Annotated in this window: 22 protein-coding genes; 13 read left to right on the top strand and 9 right to left on the bottom strand. The window is 57.1% G+C overall.

All coding sequences use genetic code 11. The features are described 5' to 3' along the window. From HMPREF1487_RS27110 to HMPREF1487_RS25525, 6 genes are all read right to left on the bottom strand, one after another. Positions 1-252 (bottom strand): DUF3391 domain-containing protein (locus tag HMPREF1487_RS27110; protein WP_256205801.1); only part of this gene is annotated, 252 nt, incomplete at its 3' end. Positions 253-408: 156 nt separating this feature from the next. Further along, positions 409-789: a hypothetical protein gene (locus HMPREF1487_RS25545; RefSeq protein WP_001054412.1), complete on the bottom strand. Its 381-nt coding sequence runs from the start codon at positions 787-789 to the stop codon at positions 409-411. Next, positions 786-1,112 (bottom strand): hypothetical protein, encoded by a 327-nt coding sequence (locus HMPREF1487_RS25540; protein WP_000091614.1) that lies wholly within the window; start codon positions 1,110-1,112, stop codon positions 786-788. The genes HMPREF1487_RS25545 and HMPREF1487_RS25540 overlap by 4 nt, the downstream gene beginning before the upstream one ends. A 23-nt stretch (positions 1,113-1,135) precedes the next feature. Beyond that, positions 1,136-1,471: a hypothetical protein gene (locus tag HMPREF1487_RS25535; RefSeq protein WP_000741275.1), complete on the bottom strand. Its 336-nt coding sequence runs from the start codon at positions 1,469-1,471 to the stop codon at positions 1,136-1,138. Positions 1,472-1,485: 14 nt separating this feature from the next. Then, positions 1,486-1,821: a helix-turn-helix domain-containing protein gene (locus HMPREF1487_RS25530; protein ID WP_001172026.1), complete on the bottom strand. Its 336-nt coding sequence runs from the start codon at positions 1,819-1,821 to the stop codon at positions 1,486-1,488. Beyond that, entirely contained in the window at positions 1,802-2,179 is a 378-nt protein-coding gene (locus tag HMPREF1487_RS25525) for a type II toxin-antitoxin system RelE/ParE family toxin (RefSeq protein ID WP_003151133.1), read from the bottom strand. Before HMPREF1487_RS25525 ends, HMPREF1487_RS25530 begins: the two co-directional genes overlap by 20 nt. A gap of 191 nt (positions 2,180-2,370) precedes the next feature. Here HMPREF1487_RS25525 and HMPREF1487_RS25520 point away from each other — a divergent pair, with 191 nt between their 5' ends. The 9 genes from HMPREF1487_RS25520 (at position 2,371) to HMPREF1487_RS27590 (ending at position 13,390) form a co-directional block, all read left to right on the top strand. Beyond that, a complete protein-coding gene (locus HMPREF1487_RS25520) occupies positions 2,371-2,973 on the top strand; it encodes a recombinase family protein (protein WP_037031389.1) in 603 nt (200 codons plus the stop codon). Beyond that, positions 2,957-5,986: a Tn3 family transposase gene (locus tag HMPREF1487_RS25515; RefSeq protein ID WP_010799689.1), complete on the top strand. Its 3,030-nt coding sequence runs from the start codon at positions 2,957-2,959 to the stop codon at positions 5,984-5,986. Before HMPREF1487_RS25520 ends, HMPREF1487_RS25515 begins: the two co-directional genes overlap by 17 nt. Before the next feature lie 109 nt (positions 5,987-6,095). After that, complete coding sequence (locus tag HMPREF1487_RS27595; RefSeq protein WP_146766016.1) at positions 6,096-6,431, top strand: hypothetical protein; 336 nt, start codon at positions 6,096-6,098, stop codon at positions 6,429-6,431. A gap of 69 nt (positions 6,432-6,500) precedes the next feature. Next, positions 6,501-6,689: a hypothetical protein gene (locus HMPREF1487_RS25505; protein ID WP_010799687.1), complete on the top strand. Its 189-nt coding sequence runs from the start codon at positions 6,501-6,503 to the stop codon at positions 6,687-6,689. Between the two features lie 304 nt (positions 6,690-6,993). Next, a complete protein-coding gene (locus HMPREF1487_RS25500) occupies positions 6,994-7,839 on the top strand; it encodes a TnsA endonuclease N-terminal domain-containing protein (RefSeq protein ID WP_023389354.1) in 846 nt (281 codons plus the stop codon). Next, positions 7,836-10,001 carry a Mu transposase C-terminal domain-containing protein gene (locus tag HMPREF1487_RS25495; protein ID WP_010799685.1) on the top strand — a complete coding sequence of 722 codons (2,166 nt, stop codon included), beginning with the start codon at positions 7,836-7,838 and terminating at the stop codon, positions 9,999-10,001. Before HMPREF1487_RS25500 ends, HMPREF1487_RS25495 begins: the two co-directional genes overlap by 4 nt. Next, complete coding sequence (locus tag HMPREF1487_RS25490) at positions 9,998-11,461, top strand: ATP-binding protein (RefSeq protein WP_010799684.1); 1,464 nt, start codon at positions 9,998-10,000, stop codon at positions 11,459-11,461. Before HMPREF1487_RS25495 ends, HMPREF1487_RS25490 begins: the two co-directional genes overlap by 4 nt. A 15-nt stretch (positions 11,462-11,476) precedes the next feature. After that, positions 11,477-13,153 (top strand): TnsD family Tn7-like transposition protein, encoded by a 1,677-nt coding sequence (locus tag HMPREF1487_RS25485; RefSeq protein ID WP_010799683.1) that lies wholly within the window; start codon positions 11,477-11,479, stop codon positions 13,151-13,153. Between the two features lie 105 nt (positions 13,154-13,258). After that, on the top strand, positions 13,259-13,390 hold the full coding sequence (locus HMPREF1487_RS27590; protein ID WP_010799682.1) for a YHYH domain-containing protein: 132 nt from the start codon (positions 13,259-13,261) through the stop codon (positions 13,388-13,390). Between the two features lie 72 nt (positions 13,391-13,462). Here the strand turns inward: HMPREF1487_RS27590 and HMPREF1487_RS25480 are convergent, their stop codons facing one another. The 3 genes from HMPREF1487_RS25480 to HMPREF1487_RS25470 are packed head-to-tail and all read right to left on the bottom strand — an operon-like array spanning position 13,463 to position 14,953. After that, positions 13,463-14,194, bottom strand: a complete 732-nt coding sequence (locus HMPREF1487_RS25480; RefSeq protein ID WP_010799681.1) for a TraX family protein — start codon at positions 14,192-14,194, stop codon at positions 13,463-13,465. Next, the gene (locus HMPREF1487_RS25475) at positions 14,191-14,631 is read right to left on the bottom strand and encodes a YqaA family protein (RefSeq protein ID WP_019437030.1); all 441 of its coding nucleotides are present in this window, start codon (positions 14,629-14,631) and stop codon (positions 14,191-14,193) included. The genes HMPREF1487_RS25480 and HMPREF1487_RS25475 overlap by 4 nt, the downstream gene beginning before the upstream one ends. Positions 14,632-14,635: 4 nt before the next feature. After that, entirely contained in the window at positions 14,636-14,953 is a 318-nt protein-coding gene (locus tag HMPREF1487_RS25470; RefSeq protein WP_010799679.1) for a metal-sensing transcriptional repressor, read from the bottom strand. Between the two features lie 106 nt (positions 14,954-15,059). Here HMPREF1487_RS25470 and HMPREF1487_RS25465 point away from each other — a divergent pair, with 106 nt between their 5' ends. The 4 genes from HMPREF1487_RS25465 to HMPREF1487_RS25450 all read left to right on the top strand — a co-directional run bounded on the left by HMPREF1487_RS25465 (position 15,060) and on the right by HMPREF1487_RS25450 (position 18,626). Then, positions 15,060-15,419, top strand: coding sequence for a hypothetical protein (locus HMPREF1487_RS25465; RefSeq protein ID WP_037031355.1), 360 nt, complete (start codon positions 15,060-15,062; stop codon positions 15,417-15,419). Between the two features lie 46 nt (positions 15,420-15,465). Next, a complete protein-coding gene (locus tag HMPREF1487_RS25460) occupies positions 15,466-16,203 on the top strand; it encodes a HupE/UreJ family protein (protein ID WP_010799678.1) in 738 nt (245 codons plus the stop codon). Positions 16,204-16,213: 10 nt separating this feature from the next. Beyond that, positions 16,214-16,891: a hypothetical protein gene (locus HMPREF1487_RS25455; protein ID WP_010799677.1), complete on the top strand. Its 678-nt coding sequence runs from the start codon at positions 16,214-16,216 to the stop codon at positions 16,889-16,891. 292 nt (positions 16,892-17,183) lie between these two features. After that, entirely contained in the window at positions 17,184-18,626 is a 1,443-nt protein-coding gene (locus HMPREF1487_RS25450) for a sensor histidine kinase (RefSeq protein WP_010799675.1), read from the top strand. The last annotated feature ends 2 nt before the right edge of the window (positions 18,627-18,628 follow it).

Below are 18,628 nucleotides of genomic sequence, written 5' to 3'. Positions count from 1 at the left end.
CTCTGGGCTCTGGGCTCTGGGCTCTGGGCTCTGGGCTCTGGGCTCTGGGCTCTGGGCTCTGGGCTCTGGGCTCTCTGGGCTCTCTGGGCTCTCTGGGCTCTCTGGGTCGACTTGGCTTTTGGCCAAGTCGACCCAGACCTCCCCGACGCCACATTCTCGAATGGCAGAGAGATCCTGAGGCTCGGTCAGCAGGAAGCTGCCGCGCCAGAATGGGTGTCGAACCCAAGAGCCGGCGAGCTTGTGGATGTACATGCCGAGACGAAGCTCGGATACGGGAATGCGTTTTACCAACTTATTTTCCTTTCTGAGTTGGGTGGTTAGGCGTGCGCCGAGGCTGGCACCCAGCGGTAGAGCGGAGGTAAGGTCACGCCAAGATTCTTGGATCAGCCGGAACCGCCGAAATTTCCGTCAGCCGATCAACATGGCTTTGTCTCGCGCTCGGTCGATGCGTTCCTGCATCGCCTGCATGACTTCTTCGTGGGTGTACGACTTGGCGTTGGGGTCGTCGGCCTCTCGGAGAGCTTCCTCGACCTCGCGGGTCATCCGCGCATATTCTTCCGGCCACAGCGCTTGCTCCATGCGCAGCGACGCCTGCCCAAGCAGGTGCAGCAGGCCGAACAGCCGCATGTCATTGGTGGCGACGACGTGCTCTCGAATCCGCTCCTGGATCACCTCGCAGGCCCGATGCGCCTCTGGCGTCGCCGTGCCCTCGTAGCCGGCTGGGAGTTCTGCTTCTTCAGCGATTCGCGCCCAAGCGATAGCCAGCGCCTCGATGGTGGACAGGTTCATTTGCTCATCCACTTGCGCAGCAGACGCTTTTTCAGGGAGGCGCGCTCTTGCGGATTGCGTCCCTTGTGGTTGGCAATGCGATCCGCCGTGGCGGCCTGGCGCTTGATGGGCCAGTAGGAGCGGCCATCCTTACCCATCGACCAGACGTTGCTGACCTGGTTTTCCAGTAGAGGCAGATGGGCGCATAGAGCTTCCGGCGACGCGCTGGCCAGCGCGGTGCGCTCGTGGGTTCGCCAGCGCTGATGCCAGAGTTTCTTGTCCTCGCGCTCGCTACGGCAGGTCGTGTGCCCAACGATGGGCGTTTTGCGGCGGCTGCGGCTCATGATGTGGTTGTCTCCAAGAACATTCAGGACAGGCTTTCTGGGTAGAGCGCCGTCAACCGGGACAGGGTTTCTTGCACTTGTTCCAGCGAGGTCATCAGATGATCAACCTGATCCTGAAGATCCACGGCGAGATCAAATAGCTCAGCCACTCGGCTGCGTGATCCCTCGTTGAACGCGGCCATTGCCAGTTGATGCAGCTTCAACAGGTCGGTGCGCAGTTGCGGAGGTGCGCCGTCTGCGCTGTCATTCAAATCGCCGCGCAGCACGTCCACGGCATCGACTGCACGCAGCAGTGCCGTGGTATCGAAATTCTCGGGAGTCAGTTCGTCCCATTCGTCGTCGGTGATGCGGGCTGCCATCAGGAGAGCTCCGATTAAGCGGTTGCGAGCGTTAGATGCCCGATCGGCTCGGCTGCTGGCCGTACCTTGATTTCGATGTCGTAGCCGAGGCGATTCAGACAATCCATCAGCTTGCGTTCGGATAGATTGGTGAAGTCGCCGCGCATCATGCCCGACACCTTCGGTTGCGGGATGCCCATGCGTTTGGCCGCCGCTTGTTGAGTCAGCCCAAGGGCGCGCATGGCCCTCCTGATCTCGACCACCAGGCCGGTCTTGATCTTGAGCTTTTCAGCGTCAGGCAGTCCAAGGTCGGCAAAGACGTTGCCCGAGCTGCGCTGAACCTCGACGCCTTCAATGATTCGTTTTTGCATTTCGTAGCTCCTGTGCCAATACCTCGGCCACCTTCAGCCGAGCGCGGATGATGTCCATGTCGGCCTTTGGCGTGGCGATTCCGCTCTTGCTCTTCTTCTGGAAGCAGTGCAGGACGAACACCGCTTCCGCAAACTTGACCGTGTATACCGCTCGATAGGTGCCGCCGGCATCGTCTTCGACGACCTCCAGCACGCCGGCACCACCGAACCCCTTGAGCACCTTTGCTGCGTCATCCTGATCGCCTATCTGCGCCAACGAGAGCGCGTAACCGAAACGGCGACGCACGTCGGACGGCAACGCCATCAAATCCTTGTGGCTGCTCGCGATCCATTCGAGCGGTTTTTCTTTGTTTGTCATGACGGAATTTTATACCTGTTCAGGTAATGATGTAAACGCGGCAACCTCAAGGAGGTGTCGTAAAACATTTGTTTTGCGACAGGCTGTCAGCCGCCGCTGTGCTACCTGTGCAACACCCCCTCAAAAATGTACGGAAAACTCTATCGCTATTCACTATTATGCGGAAACCTGTTTTTGATGGTTATCCGCCTATGTTGGTTGGCTACATGCGCGTGTCGTCGGACTCCGACCGCCAGAGCACGGACTTGCAGCGCGACGCGCTGCTCGCCGCCGGCGTCGATCCGCGTCACCTGTTTGAGGATCGTGCCTCTGGCGCGAAGGATGACCGTGCCGGCTTGGCGCGGGCGCTTGAGTTCGTTCGAGCCGGCGATGTGCTGGTGGTGTGGAAACTCGACCGGCTCGGTCGCTCGCTGTCGCACCTGCTCGCCATTGTGACTTCGCTCAAGGACAAGCGGGTGGCGTTCCGCTCGCTGACAGAGAACCTGGACACTACGACGCCCTCGGGCGAATTCCTGTTCCAGGTGTTCGGTGCGCTCGCGCAGTACGAGCGCGCCTTGATTCAGGAGCGCGTCGTCGCGGGCTTGGCCGCCGCACGCAAACGCGGCCGGATCGGCGGCCGGCCGCGGGCGATCACTGGTGAGAAGCTGGACGCCATCGTCGCCGCGCTCGATGGCGGTATGTCTAAGGCGGCGGTGTGCCGCAACTTCAATGTCAAGCGCACTACGTTGATCGAAACATTGACGCGAGCAGGTTGGCGTGGTGCGGGAAGGACGGTCGATGAGCAACAAGAATAAGCTACTCACCGTCTTTTCTGACGCAGAGCAGGAAGCCTTGTACGGCCTACCGGACTTCGACGATGCTCAGCGGCTGGAATACCTGGCGTTGACCGAATCTGAACTGGCGTTCGCCAGCAGCCGGCCTAGCCTGCAGGCCCAAGTCTATTGCGTCTTGCAGATCGGCTACTTCAAGGCCAAGCATGCTTTCTTCCGCTTCGATTGGCATGAGGTCGAGGACGATTGCGCCTTCGTGCTGAGTCGCTATTTCCACGGCGAAGCGTTCGAACGCAAGGCGATCACCAAGCATGAGCACTACAGCCAGAGGGGTCAGATCGCCGAACTGTTCGGCTACCGGTCGTGGGCGGCTAGCTTCCTGCCGCAACTGGCACAGCAGGCTGAACAGATCGTGCGGCGCGACGTAATGCCAGGATTCGTGGCCGCCGAACTGATCGTTTGGCTCAGCGAGCACAAAATCATCCGGCCCGGCCACACCACCTTACAAGAGCTGGTCAGTGAAGCCCTGTCCACCGAACGCAGGCGCTTGGGCGGCTTGCTGGCAGAAGTGTTGGACGAATCGGCCAAAGCTGCGCTGGGCCAGCTCCTGGTGCGTGACGACACCCTGTCTCAACTGGCAGCGCTCAAGCAGGACGCTAAAGATTTCGGCTGGCGTCAGATGGCAGGGGAGCGCGAGAAGCGCGCCACGCTGAAGTCCTTGCACGGGATCGCCAAGGCGCTGCTGCCCAAGCTCGGCATCTCGCAGCAGAACCTGCTGTACTACGCGAGCCTGGCGAACTTCTATACCGTCCATGACCTGCGCCACCTGAAGGCGGAGCAGACCCGGCTCTACCTGCTGTGCTATGCCTGGGTACGTTACCGGCAGCTCACCGACAACCTGGTCGACGCGATGGCCTTCCACATGAAAAAACTTGAGGACGAGAGCCGCACGGGTGCGAAACAGTCCTTTGTCGCCGAACAGCTGCGACGCCATCAGGAAACGCCGCAGGTTGGCCGCCTGCTGTCGCTGTACGTGGACGACAGCGTGGCCGATCCGACGCCGTTCGGCGAGGTGCGCCAACGCGCCTACAAAATCATGTCCAGGGAATTGCTGCAAAACACGGCGCAGCGCATGAGCGTCAAGCCACTGAACAAACTGGCGCTGCACTGGCAGGCGGTGGACGGCCTGGCCGAACGCATTCGACGCCATCTACGGCCGCTGTACGTCGCGCTCGACTTCGCCGGCACGGCCCCCGATAACCCATGGCTCGCGGCGCTGACTTGGGCCAAGAGCGTGTTCGCCAAGCAGCAGCGCCTATCACAACGGCCACTCGACGAATGTCCGGCGGCAACGCTGCCGAAACGCTTGCGTCCGTACCTGCTGATGTTCGATGCCGAAGGCACGCCGACAGGCCTGCATGCCGATCGTTACGAATTCTGGCTTTACCGTCAGGTCAGGAAACGCTTCCAGGCGGGCGAGCTCTACATTGACGACAGCTTGCAGCACCGGCATTTGTCCGACGAGTTGGTTTCGATGGACGAGAAAGCCGCCGTGCTCGCGCAGATGGACATCCCCTTCCTGCGGCAGCCGGTCAGTGCCCAGCTCGATGCACTGGCGGCCGAGTTGCGTGCGCAATGGGTGGCGTTCAATCGCGAGCTGAAACAGGGCAAGCTGACGCACCTGGAATACGACAAGGACACGCAGAGACTGACCTGGCGCAAGCCCAAGGGGGAGAACCAGAAGGCGCGCGAGCAAGCTCTCTACGAGCAACTGCCATACTGCGATGTCGCCGACGTGTTTCGCTTCGTCAACGGCCAGTGCCAGTTCCTGTCGGCGCTGACACCATTGCAGCCACGCTATGCGAAGAAGGTAGCCGACGCCGACAGTCTGATGGCGGTGATCATTGCCCAAGCCATGAACCACGGCAACCAGGTTATGGCACGTACCAGCGACATCCCGTACCACGTCCTGGAGAGTACCTACCAGCAGTACCTGCGCCAGGCGACGCTACATGTGGCCAACGATTGCATCAGCAACGCCATCGCCGCACTGCCGATCTTCCCGCATTACTCGTTCGACCTCGATTCGTTGTACGGTGCCGTTGATGGGCAGAAATTCGGCGTCGAGCGACCAACTGTGAAGGCGCGCTACTCGCGCAAATATTTCGGCCGCGGCAAGGGCGTCGTCGCCTACACGCTGCTGTGCAATCACGTGCCGTTGAACGGCTACCTGATAGGCGCACACGAGTACGAGGCTCACCACGTGTTCGACATCTGGTACCGCAACACGTCGGACATCGTGCCGAGCGCGATCACCGGCGACATGCACAGCATCAACAAGGCCAACTTCGCCATCCTGCACTGGTTCGGACTTCGTTTCGAGCCGCGCTTCACCGACCTCGACGACCAGTTGCAGGAGCTGTATTGCGCCGATGATCTGGCATTGTACGAGAAATGCCTGATCCGGCCGGCTGGCCAGATCGACCGGCAACTCATCGTCGGTGAGAAGGCGAACATCGACCGAATCGTCGCCACACTGGGCCTGAAGGAAATGACGCAGGGCACGCTGATCCGCAAGCTGTGCACCTATACGGCGCCGAACCCGACGCGGCGCGCAATCTTCGAGTTCGACAAGCTCATCCGCAGTATCTACACACTGCGCTACCTGCGCGACCCGCAACTGGAGCGTAATGTTCACCGCTCGCAGAACCGCATTGAGTCCTATCACCAGCTACGCTCGACCATCGCCCAAGTCGGTGGGAAGAAGGAATTGACCGGCCGCACCGACATCGAAATCGAGATCAGCAACCAGTGCGCCAGGCTGATCGGCAACGCGATCATCTTCTACAACTCGGCGATCCTGTCCCTGCTGCTGACGAAGTACGAGGCAGCTGGCAATGCCAAGGCGCTGGCGTTGATCACGCAGATGTCGCCAGCGGCCTGGCGGCACATCCTGCTGAACGGGCATTACACCTTCCAGACTGACGGCAAGTTCATCGACCTGGATGCGCTCGTGGCGGGACTGGAGCTGGGCTGACGGAAATTTCTGGGATTCCGGCGTACAACCCCATTAACAGTCATCGACCCGGCTATCCGTATCACTTCTCCTGTTTAGGGTAATCAACATGCCTCAGGTAACGAAAGCCATGAGCACATCACAAGAACTTATCGCAGCGCTTCGGCTGATGCACCCGGAAGTTCGCTGGGGGGAGTACCCGCTTGGCGACTATGATCAGTATGCGGAGGCGGATGCTCCCGATGTCCTTGTCACCTTCAGTAGTGAGGATGGAGAATTGGAAGGATTGGCCGATCCATGCTCCACCTTTTACGGGGAGTATTGCGAGCCTTCGCATTGGGGGCTTTCCAATGAGGCCGCGAAGCTGATCCAGACCCATAACAAGGTTTTTGTAGCCAAGTATCCTAACTGTGACGGCCCAAAGCTTCAGTCTGCTAGTCATTCATCGTCCGGCCCGATGTTTTAGGAAACACCGCCTTGCTCCGCTGTCGTGACGGCACGTTTAGTCTGAATAGACATTAGGGAGGCCACGGCCATGAGTGGAGCGAAACGATTTTACGCCACAATTGATGGCGAAGAGATAGAGGGCTGGGTTGGTAAAGATAAAGGAGGCTTCCGCGCAAGTGCAGACTTCCGGGGTAAGCTCGTCGATGTTAGGGGAAGCTCCGAGTCTGATGCCATTCGTAAATGGCGTGACAAAGCTAACCATATGGCGAATGAATAGGAAAGCACCGTGAAGAAACTGAGCAAGAAAGACTCTGCCGCGCTGGTGGCTGCGTGGATTAAAGATTGACACAAAAGGTTAAAGTTTGACACAAGCTATTAAAGTTTGACACACCGCGCAAACCCCCGTATTTACGGGGGTTTTCCGTTTCTGGGCAAAGCCGTTGGTCCGGATTCGCCGCTTCGCTTGGCTGCGAGAGTAGTCTGGAGATCCCTTCGACGATGCCGCCGAAAGGAGCATATTTTCCTATGACTATTTTTTGAGTATCAGGTGAGGCAATCCGGTTGGACTGAGGAGGTAGGGGTTGCGCGGTCGTAGGTTTGCTTCAAAGCAGGATATTGAACGGCACATTGCCAACGGATTTGGATCCGGCGCCGGAGTCGGTTACGTGCCTTGGTTGCGTGTCCAGGATGTCCCTTCGATGGGGCGCTCCCACAAAATTCCAGGCGTTAAAATCGAGCGCCTACATCATCTTTTGTCCGATCTCGAACGAGCCTACCTCCTGGTCTGCGAGTTTTCTGAAAACGTAGTGGACATCCGGGAGCAATACCCGTTGCTGCCTGCGGAGAGCACTCAAGCCATCGCAAAGGCGATTGGCGTCCGTTATCCCAGATACAAATCTACTGCCCTGCCGCTGGTAATGACGACAGACTTCTTACTGACGGTTAGGCAGCCAAACGGAGACTTTAAGTCCGTAGCTAGGACAATTAAGTATCAGCAAGACCTCAATTCGCTTCGGACACTGGAAAAGTTAGAGATCGAGAGACGATTCTGGATGAGCCAGGGAGTGGACTGGGCCATTGTAACTGAGGAGATGTTTACGCCAGACCTAATTAAAAATCTTGGACTTCTCAGGCGGTATGCGAAACTTCCTCGTGTGCTGACTAGCTCTGTACTTCATGCTGAATTTCTTGAACTTCTAGAATCTAGCAAAGCTTACCCTTGGGCCACGTCTGAATGTCTAAGAAGAATTGCTACACGGTTAGGAATAGCGTACGGAGATGCTAGGGATATTTTCTTCAATCTGATCTGGCGCAAGGTAATTCTGATTGATTTAAGTAATGCCCCCTTGCATCTCAAGTCGCCCCTGCCTGATTTCAAGGTTATTTGCTCTTCCGAGCTGAACGCATTAGGGGAGAGAACGTTATGAGTATTTCCATCAATGACGTATTTGAACCCGTCACAGAAAATTCGGTGCTTACTACCTTAGCCAGGGTCCTTCATCTAGATGAAGAGCACGACGCAGCTATCGTGATAGACCTGGTCGAGCCACCAAGAAAGCCCTACCCATTGGGGCTAGATGAACTCAGGCTCTCGCTGGAGACCGGCGACACCAAGTCCGTCGTTACGGGCGTTCCCGAATTTCTGCTGGTCCTGGAATGTGATCTCGATGAAAGCACCAAGCGCGATAGAGATGAAAAGTGGGCGGTGATTGCGCCGCTTCTGGACCGAGCCTATCCAGGACAGATTTTTGTTCGTGGTGAAATGGGTCGCCTCGTTGGAGTCCGAGCAGCTGAGCTAGGCATGCATCGAAAGACTATTTATCGGCTCTTGTATAGGTACTGGTTTTATGGTCAGGTGAAAAATGCACTCCTTAAAAACTATTCAGCGGTGGGTGTTGCCAACAGAAATTATACGCAGGATAGAAGACCCGGTCCTAAACCAAAATTTCAAGGAGAGCTGGTCTCGCCTTCCAAGTTACTAAGTGTCGTTGATAAACGGTGTATTCGGGTAGGTTACGCACTTTATGTTAACGATAAGGCGCCCTCGATCCGTATCGCTTATGAAAAGATGCTCAAGAGATTTTACTCCGTAAAAGATTTTTCTAAAAACGCAGAAAATCGTATTCGCTTACTCCCAGATTCGGAAATACCGAATTACAATCAGTTCGATTACTGGGGCAAAATATTCTTTGACGAAATCGAGACTGATCGCGGACGTAAGGGTTTGACGAAGTGGCTCAAGGATTGTCGTCCGCTGTCCGGCACCGTTCGCGATTGGCTCCGGGGCCCTTGTCACCAATTCGAGATTGACGCAACGATTGCAGACATTTACTTGGTCAACAGTTATTCCCGGCGGATGCTGATTGGCAGGCCTGTGGTCTACATCGTGGTGGACAGCTACTCGGGGATGATTGTTGGCCTGTATGTTGGTCTAGAAGGGCCGAGCTGGAATGGTGCGCGGCAGGCATTATTTAACGCATTCACCTCCAAGGTGGATTTTTGCGCGCAGAACGGCATCGCTATCACTTCCGAGGATTGGGACTGTCATCACTTGCCACAGAACATTTACGCCGATCGAGGTGAGATGTTGTCTTTGGCAGCGGAAGGACTGGCAACTGGTTTGGGCATCGAGATGGGCACAGCGCCTCCGTACCGTCCGGATTGGAAGCCCATGGTCGAAAGCCGGTTCGGGATCCTCAATGATTTAACCGGTATCAGGTGGTTACCGGGCGGTGTGGCCGCGCGGGATAAGGAGCGGGGCGAGCGAGATTATCGACTCGACGCCACTTTAAACCTGAAGGAGTTCACCCAGATCGTCATCGAGTGCGTCTTGCACTACAACCGTTATCATCGACAGCCTGAACGGCTTACCCAAGCGATGATGCACGATGGCGTCGAGCCTACTCCGATGAGCATATGGTCCTGGGCCTCGGAGAATGACCTGATCCAGCCCAACAATCGGCCTGACGATTTAATCTATCTCCACCTGTTGCCTCGTGAACGAGCCACGGTGCAGAAGGGCGGCGTGATGTTCCGCGGGATGCACTATGTATGTGAGTTTGCGATCCAGGAAAACTGGTTTGCGAAAGCTCGCCGCAATGGCGTGTGGTCGATCGATTGCCGGTTCGACCCGAACTCTGCCGCTCATATTTGGATTCAAGGTGAGAACAAGCAGTTTTTGCGCTGCGATCTTCGACATTCGGATGCGAAGTACGCCGGTTATCGCTCGGACGAGATCTATGATCTGCTGGAAGCGTATCGGCAAACACCACCCGCTCATAAACGCGCGGAGCTGGAAAGTCGTGTGGGCTTGGTCGACACCGTGGAGCAGATCATCAGCACCGCTAGGGCCGAGCGTAAGCTTGAGCCTCCTGCGAGTAGCAAGTCTGAAGCGGTGGCCAACATCCGCGAGAATCGTTCTGAGGAACGCCAGCGGGAGCGTGAAAACGCCACTGTCCCAGAGGGTGTCCGGGCAGAACCCGAACCCGCAGTGGAAGCCCCCACCATTGCACACGACTCGTATGCGGGCCCCCGCAGCGCGCAGGTCATCGATCTGCTCAGAAGACTTCGTCCGGGACAGAGCAAATGAAAGGCGCACGAATTTTCGCGAGCTACTCCAAGCAAGCCATATCTGAATATGCGGGAAACCCGTTGATCGAGGCCTTGCCGCCAATCCTTGGGGAAACGACGGCCATCGAGTTGATATCGAATTTCCCCCAGCCAGTAACACCTGAAGAGCTAGAGCTTGACGGAGCGACACGGATCCACTGCATTGAACGACTGAGGACAGTCGTGCAGCCGTTCCTGCTGCATTTGGAGCTGGAGTCCATGTTCTCCCTATTGGTCCGCCGCGGATACGTTGGACGCAATCCAACCTCACCCGACACGGTCAGGCACCTGCATTCGTTGTCGGGGGCTCAGCGCTATCATGACTCTTTCAAATCGACGGCTGACTCCTTCAGCGTTGTAGGCCTGAGTGGGATTGGGAAGTCCACAGCGCTCCACGCCATTCTGAGCCTCTACCCGCAGACGATTCGACACGAGCGCTATGAGGGCAACCAATTTGTCCACACCCAGATCACCTGGCTCAAATTGGATTGCCCGCGCGATGGATCGCTGGCTGGATTCTGCCAGCAGTTTTTCCACGCCGTCGGTCAAGCGCTCGGCGACCAGGATTATCACAAGCGGCACCGGCACCGGAATATCAACGATGCGCTGCAGCAGATGGAGCAGGTAGCCAGTACCTTCTTCATTGGAGCCTTACTTATTGATGAGCTGCAAAACCTCCACCTGGCGAAAACGGGAGGTAAGGAAAGCATGCTGAACTTCTTCCTCCACCTGGTGAACAACATTGGCATCCCCGTCGTGTTCATAGGCACGAATTCGATGATCAGCTTGTTCTCGGACGTCATGCGTGTTGCCCGACGCAGTGGCAGTACAGTCGAGTTCAAGCGGTTCGAAAAGGATGATGAGGAGTGGCGGTTCCTGGTTGAAAACCTCTGGAGTTATCAGTGGTGTAAGCAGACGACTGAACTGACCCCCGAGATCTTTGACGCGTTGTACGAGCACACCCAAGGCGTAACAGACTTCCTAGTGAAGCTACTCGTGCTCTGCCAGCGCTACGCCATTCAAAGTGGCTCCGAATGCCTTACTGCGGAGGCGATCGGCAAGGTGAGCAATGCCAAGATGCAAATTCTCAAGCCAGCGCTTTCAGCTCTGCGCAGCCGGGATCCTGCTCGTATGCGGCAGTTCGATGACCTGCTTCCCATTGAGGAGCAGTTAATCGACATGATGTCGTTTGATGGGCTTCCACGAGCAGACCGGCTTGCGCTGCTCCGTGGTGTGAGATCGCATACGAAGCCAGTGGTCCCACCTTCAGCAGTGGCTCCAAGTATACACATAGCTCCCGCTGCACCTGCAGTTGTCGCAGTGGAGTCATCGCAAGCAAAGGCCCTGAGTGAGCAGCCTGACACCATAGCAACGCTCAAGTCAGCGGGTTGGATAACCACGGATCTCTTTGAGTTTTCGCCGGCTTACCGCAAACCATGATTCGAAGGTGGCGAAATGGATCTGAAATTCCATTTCTTCCCAACGGCTTTTCCCGACGAGACACTTCACAGTGTCCTCTCTCGCTATGCCCGGCTTTGCGGTGGAAGTAGCGGCAAAGCAGCGTTCTTTGGCGAGAGAGCCGCTGCCTCGTTCACTCAAAACGTAGCGTTTCCACGTCGACTGGGTGATTTGGTCGAGGCACTTCCCTCTGGCGCTCGTTTCTCGGTGTCTCAAATCATCGCGCGTCATACCCTGCTACCTTATTACGCCCCTTTTCTCACCAGCATTCAGTTACAGCAAGCCTATGCCTCGATGGCCAGGGATGGCAAAGAGTTGATGTTGAAATTGGGTATCAATGCCAGTCGGATTGAGTGGGCTTCGAGAGCCCGGTTCTGTTCAGAATGCCTTGAAGAAGACATCCGCCGAGTTGGTGCAGCATACTGGCACCGAGCACACCAGCTTCCTGGGGTGTTGGTATGTCCCAATCATGGCACTCTTCTCAAGGTTGTGGACCCTAGTTGGAGCAGCCGCAACTCACGTCAGCTCAATCTTCCTGACGATGACGGCGTGCAAGCCCATGCGATCCTGCTCGATGCTGCCGAGGAGACCCTACCAGGGCTGCGGCAGATCGCATTGAGTTCACAGCGGCTGCTGGGCCTGCAGCCTTGTTCTCTTCAAGCTGATGCAGTGCGCGCCAACCTCCTGCAAGGCGCTGCATACCTGGAACTGACGACTGGTGCTGCGCATCGGTTAGACTTGCGCCGCTTGGGTACGCACATGGTCAGCTTTTTCAAAGCGCTCCCGGCCGCCTGGGAGTACTCGATTCTTCGCGAGTGCCCAGCAGTTTTTCCGGCGACCTGGGTCACCAAGCTGCTTCGTCGGCCAAGAGGCACCCACCATCCACTCAAGTACGTCGTTCTGGCCTGCGCTTTGGAGGTAGACCTGACGCGAATCCCCTGTATCGAGAAGCCATCAAAGCCTGCTCGTGTTGCCAGGTCTTCCCAGACAATGCGATCTCAGCCCGTAGTCGAGGGATTGGATGGCTTGCCGGCTGAGATTTGGAAGCTGGCTCTTGCGGGGAGCGAAGCACGGCAGATCGCCGATGCAGTTGGTGTATCTCAGGTTTATGTGTACCGGGTCATTCGCGCAGTAAACCTTGGCCCTAACACATGGAGAGAAGCGAGATTGCTGAGGCAACGCTGGCAGCGCCGGACATCCTTTGAGGATGAGTATCGGCATCTGCAAGCTCACCAATGCCGGGATTACGCGTGGCTGTATCGATGTGACCGGGCCTGGCTTTCGGATTGCATAGCTAAAAACGGAAATCTCCATGCAGGCCAGCCGGACAGCACTGACAGATTCAACGCAATTGACGCGGAACTCGCCGAGCAGGTCTGGTGTTGTGCACAACGGCTTCGTGCTTTACCAGGAAGGCCTGTCTGGATCTCGCGGACAAGAGTTGGGCGAGATTTGCATGTCCAAGCTCGCTTCGAGAAACAGCTCTCAAAGCTGCCCCTTTGCAGGATAGCGTTGGACCAAGCTTGTGAGTCCGTCGGGCAATTCCGCGCTCGGCGGCTGTTATGGGCCGAGGCGAAGCTGTTGGATGAGCAGAGAAACGTTACTCGATCGGCGCTGTACCGTACTGCTTGCATCAGGCCAGAGATGATTCGTGAGGCCGATTTAAAGCGGTAATCCCTTTCATCGGCTTCCCCGCCATTGCGATTGTTATCAGGATGCTGTTGGTCATATGCTTGCTAAGGCAATTTGCCACTACAACACTGAGCATGGAGTAGCCTGATGAAAATCCTTTCCCTCGTGATCGCCGCAGTCCTGTCGCTTTCCTCGGTTGCTGCCTTCGCACACAGCGGCGGTACCGACTCCAAGGGTTGCCACACCAATCACAAAACGGGCGAGCGCCACTGCCACTGAGGCAGTCCGCAGGTCCTTCAGTGCTGGTGTTCTTGACCCTGAGGATGCCAGCCATAAAGGTAAAGCCAGCAGCTAAAGCAAATTGCGAATACCCAGGAGCGCCACCAGGTGGCCGGGGTAGAACCAATAGCTCCACTGTTTGACAGGCACGACCTTGAACGGCAAGGGGGCCCAGAACAGGGCCAAACCGAGCAGAGGCGCCAGGGCGGCAGTCGACAGTGCGAGGATGGCGAACGGCTCTAGTTGCGCCGCCTGCTCGAAGAGGCCAGTTCTAGAGTTGGCAGCAGCGCAGAGTGCGACGGGCAGTAACGCGAACAGTTCGGGGCGTTTGATCGCGAGCACCAGAGCCGCTGGCACGAACACTCCATAAAAGCCGAACATCAATGGCTCGCTCAGCAGATAGGCAACCAGAATCGCCCCGCCAGCTAGTACCAGGCTTTCGATCGTCCGGTGCTGCACTCCCCAAGCGACCAGCAGACCCAGTGCCAACGTGACCAGGACGTTGAATGTTCCTGAGGTGCTGACCAGTCGGTATGGCACTTCCGATAGCGCCGCAAACAACACTAACAAGGCGAGATACCGGCCATTACTCCGGGTGAACAACTCACCAGGCTGATTCCGCGAAACGTTGATGGCCACTGCCAAACAGAACAAGGGGAAGGACAGTCGGCCTAGGACAAACAGGTCGCTGGTAGCCGGCCAGGCCAATCGCATGTGATCGAGCACCATCGTGATCAAGGCGATCCACTTGATCAGGTCCTGGCCCGTGTGCCGCTCTGTGGGACGGATGGGATATGACGTCACGGCATGCTCCCGAGCACCAACAGAGTCAGCAGCAAGTAACGCCCACCCTTGGCCAAGGTAACCAACAGCGTGAACCGCCAAAGTGGTTCGCGCATGACCCCCGCCACCAACGTAATCGGATCGCCGATAATGGGTACCCAGCTCAATAGCAGTGACCAGTATCCGTAGCGCTGGTAGAAGTCTTGTGCCTTCTCCAGTTTGGACTCACTAACCGGGAACCAGCGCTTGTGCTTGAAGTGCTCGACGCCTCGACCCAAAAACCAGTTAACCACGGAACCCAGCACATTGCCGGCGGTAGCCACCGCGACAAGCGCCATGGGCAGGTAGAGCTCAGACACGAGCATCGCGGCCAGCGCGGCTTCTGACTGCATGGGTAGCAGCGTGGCGGCCGCAAAAGCTGCCAGAAACAGGCCGAGGTAGCTGGTGAGCTCGAACACGGCCTTAGAGGTACTTGGTAATTTGCTTGAATTCGTCGATTGCAGATCGATCACCCTTGCTCAGGGCCGTAACCGAGTCCTCCAGACAGTGGTCGATATGGTCCTGGATGAGCGTTCGCTTGGCTTGGCAGACCGCCTTTTCAACCGCATGCAGCTGCTGCGCAATGTCTACGCATTCACGCCCATCCTCGATCATGGCAATGATGCTGCGCAAATGACCGTCAGCACGCTTCAGGCGCTTAATAATCGCCTCATGGCTCTGATGAGTGTGGGCGTGGCCGTGTTCGGCATCGTGCGCGTGATCATGGGAGTGATCGGACATATCTTGAGTCTCTGTCGGCGATACATTACGCTGGCGATGCTATCCCCCCCTGGGGGTTAGGTCAAACGTGCAGCTTTGCTATTGGAACAGCCTCATAGGCACCTGGATGTCTCGTCGTTTCCTGTCATCGACCATGATCGTCGCTCTGGCTGTGGCCTTTATGCTGGCCTGGACAGGGCACGCCTATTCGTTGGCGGTACCGACCCAAGTCGCTGCCCCAGAGGCAGTGGCCATGAAGCATGGGCATGACCACGGTGAAGCCTCGTGGAGCTGCTCGCACTGCACTGACCATTACCATGCCCCGCTCACACCCGACCATCAACACGAAACGCCTCAGCTCTCTTCTGCTGCGCAACTGATGCCGATCTTTGGTCCGTCCACGCCGTTGGCCTGGTCAGGCGACTCAGTGCCACACCCGCCAATCTTCCGAATCGAACGCCCACCTCGTCCTGCTTTTGCTTCCTGACCCTGGCCGCTTTGCGGCTCTCGATCACTGCAAAAAGGATTGATCCATGCGTTTACACTCGATACCGGGTGGGAGCTCGCTCGCGGTGCGTGCACGCCATCCCATCTTTCTCCTGTTCCTGTTCGTCGTGTCCTTGCTCATTGGCATGCCTGAAGCATTGGCACATGCCGTAGCGGAAGGCGATAAGGGGTTCATCCAGGAAAGCTCGGGGGTCATGCTGATCCCGTTCATCTACATGGGCGCCAAGCACATGATGACAGGCTACGACCACCTGCTGTTTCTGTTCGGCGTCATCTTCTTCCTCTACCGTCTCAAGGACGTGGGCCTCTACGTCACGCTGTTCGCCGTTGGACATTCGGTCACGCTGCTGTTCGGCGTGCTTACTGAGATCAGCATCAGCTCCTACATCATCGACGCGATCATCGGTTTCTCGGTGGTCTACAAGGCGATGGATAACCTGGGGGCCTTCAAGCGCTGGTTCGGTTACCAGCCGAACACCAAAGCCGCGACGCTCGCCTTCGGCCTGCTGCATGGCTTTGGCCTGGCAACAAAGATCCAGGAGTATGAAATCTCGGCCGACGGCCTGATCCCCAACCTCATAGCTTTCAATGTCGGCGTTGAGATCGGACAGTTGCTCGCGCTGAGCGCCATCCTGATCGTGATGGGCTTCTGGAGAAGAACCGGTGGATTCTGGCGCCATGCCTATACCGCCAACGTTGCCATGATGAGTGCCGGCTTCCTGCTGATGGGTTATCAGCTGACCGGTCTGTTTGTTACTGCCTGAGGAGCTTCATATGTTCAATTCCCCACTTCCTTCGGCAAGTGAACTGCCGAGCAGCCGTCAACTCGTCCGCTCCACGGCAATTGCCTTCGCAGTGGCCATGGGTTTGCTGGTTACCGTTGTCATGCCTTCTGAATACGCGGTCGATCCCACTGGCCTCGGACGGGCGATGGGCCTGACGCAAATGGGCGAAATCAAAATCTCTTTGGCCCAGGAAGCGCTGGCGGACGAGGCGGCAGCCAAGAACTCTGCCCCTGTTGTCTCCGTCTCGGCACCTGCCCCGGCAGCCGTCCCTGCACCGCCACCAGCCAGCGTGCCGGCACCAGTGCAACAAGTAGCGATCGCGAAACCAGAAAAGCCAGCGGCCCCGGCTGCGAAATCGGATCAGGTCAGTCTGACCCTTAAGCCGGGTGAAGGCCGAGAGATCAAACTCGAAATGCGCAAAGGAAGCGTTGTGACATATGAGTGGAGCGCCTCAGGGCCGGTCAACCATGACACCCACGGCGAGACCTATGACGCTGCCCAAGGTGACTTCCACAGTTACAGCAAGGGGCGCCAGGTGAAAGGTGACAAGGGCGAGCTGACCGCGCTTTTCGATGGCACGCATGGCTGGTTCTGGCGTAACCGCACTTCGGGCAATGTCACCATCGTACTGAACACTGCCGGCGACTATCTGGCCGTTAAGAAGTGAAAACCATGGTGCTCGCCAGAAGCGGGCACCACTCAAATTCAAATGGAAAACCGACTATGACGACCAAACTCTTGCGCACCGTTTTTCTCGTAAGTCTGCTCAGCCTGCTTGGCGCCTGCAGCGAAGAGCCTGCCGCTAATAATGAAAGTGCTGGGCACGGGCATTCCCACGACTGAAGGAAGTGAGCCAAGGACGGCTCTACCTCGCTTGATATGAGACCTTAGGCCGCCAATCAGGCTTTCCATGGTCTATAAAGCGATATGCACCAGTTGACCATAAAGGGGTCGAGGGCATGCGTTTCAGGGAGTGGCTGGGGATTAAGGGAGACACCGACGGCATCGTGCAATACGACCTGCTGCGCTGGTTTTCACTGGTCAGTGTCCTGATCATCACCTTCGTCGCGTTGGGACTCGGATTCGTTGCATCGCGATTCGTGGTGAATGAAAGCATCCAGCGGGATGCGGCACTCACAGCTCAGTTCATCCAATCCCTGGCTTCGACCGAAGCTGGCACCCACCATCTGCCACAGCATCAAACGGGCGAGATGCTCGATCCTCGTGCGGATCTGGTGTACTCCAACGTAACCCGATCGAGGCGTCAGGTAGCACGTCGGGAGTTTCTTGAGCACATTGAGAACATCGCCCGGCAGCCGGATACCTTGCTGGTGACCATCTACGCCCCTGATAACGTGGTGATCTGGTCAAGTAATCCAGCCCTGATGGGTACCAAGGTGGACCAGGACGATCAGCTCAACGAATCATTCGCTACGAAAAGTCGCGTGTTCGCGACCTACCATGACGTAGTACCAGAACGCGAAGAGCAGAAGTTCCCACGCCCGCCCAAGGGCTTTTTCATCGAAAACTATATTCCGATGCTCAACGCGTCGGGCAATGCAGTGGCGATGATCGAGATCTACAAAGAACCTTCAGATCTGGTTGCCAGAACCCAGCGAGGCTACATCCTGATGTGGCTCGCCACCTCCGTCGGGGGAGCACTGATTTATTTGGCCTTGTATCGGATTGTGCGCCGCGCCTCTGCGATTCTGGCGGCTCAGCAAAAGCAGATTATGCAAAACGAGGCCTTTGTTGCCATGGGCGAGATGTCCGCTGCGGTGGCTCATAGCTTACGTAACCCGCTGGCAAGTATTCGCTCCAGCGCTGAGCTGGTTCAGGAGCTTGCGCCTCCCCATGTCCATCGCAACGTCAGCGACATCATCTTCCAAGTGGATCGAATGGCCTCGTGGGTGCGCGATCTCCTTGCCACCTCTAGCCCCGCAGCAGCCGCAGCCGAGCCTGTCGATCCCATCGCCGCTATTCATGAAACGTTAGCCGCCTACCAGCCCCAAATCAGAGCTTGCCAGGTCGACGTCGAGTTGGCCCTTCCAGAGACAGCCCAACCGGTAGTGAGCCAACGGGTCCTTCTTCTTCAGGTGCTGAACAGTCTGGTTTCCAACGCGCTGGAGGCGATGCCAAAGGGCGGAAAGCTCAGCATTGAGTTAGCCCGAGCGGAATCTGGTCGGAAGCTAGTACTCATCGTCACTGACACTGGTAATGGCATGTCTGATACCCAGCGCAAGCGGCTATTCCAACCCTTCACCACAACGAAACAAGGTGGCCTGGGAGTAGGACTCGTTATGGTGAAGCGAATCATGGAACGCTTTGGCGGCACCGTGGGCATTCACAGCAAGCAGGACGAAGGCACCCGCGTTGAGCTAACGCTGCAGCTGGCCAGCTAGGA

This window comes from Pseudomonas sp. HPB0071 (assembly GCF_000478505.2).
Lineage (GTDB): Bacteria > Pseudomonadota > Gammaproteobacteria > Pseudomonadales > Pseudomonadaceae > Chryseomonas > Chryseomonas luteola.
This window is presented reverse-complemented; position numbering and strand designations above follow the sequence as displayed.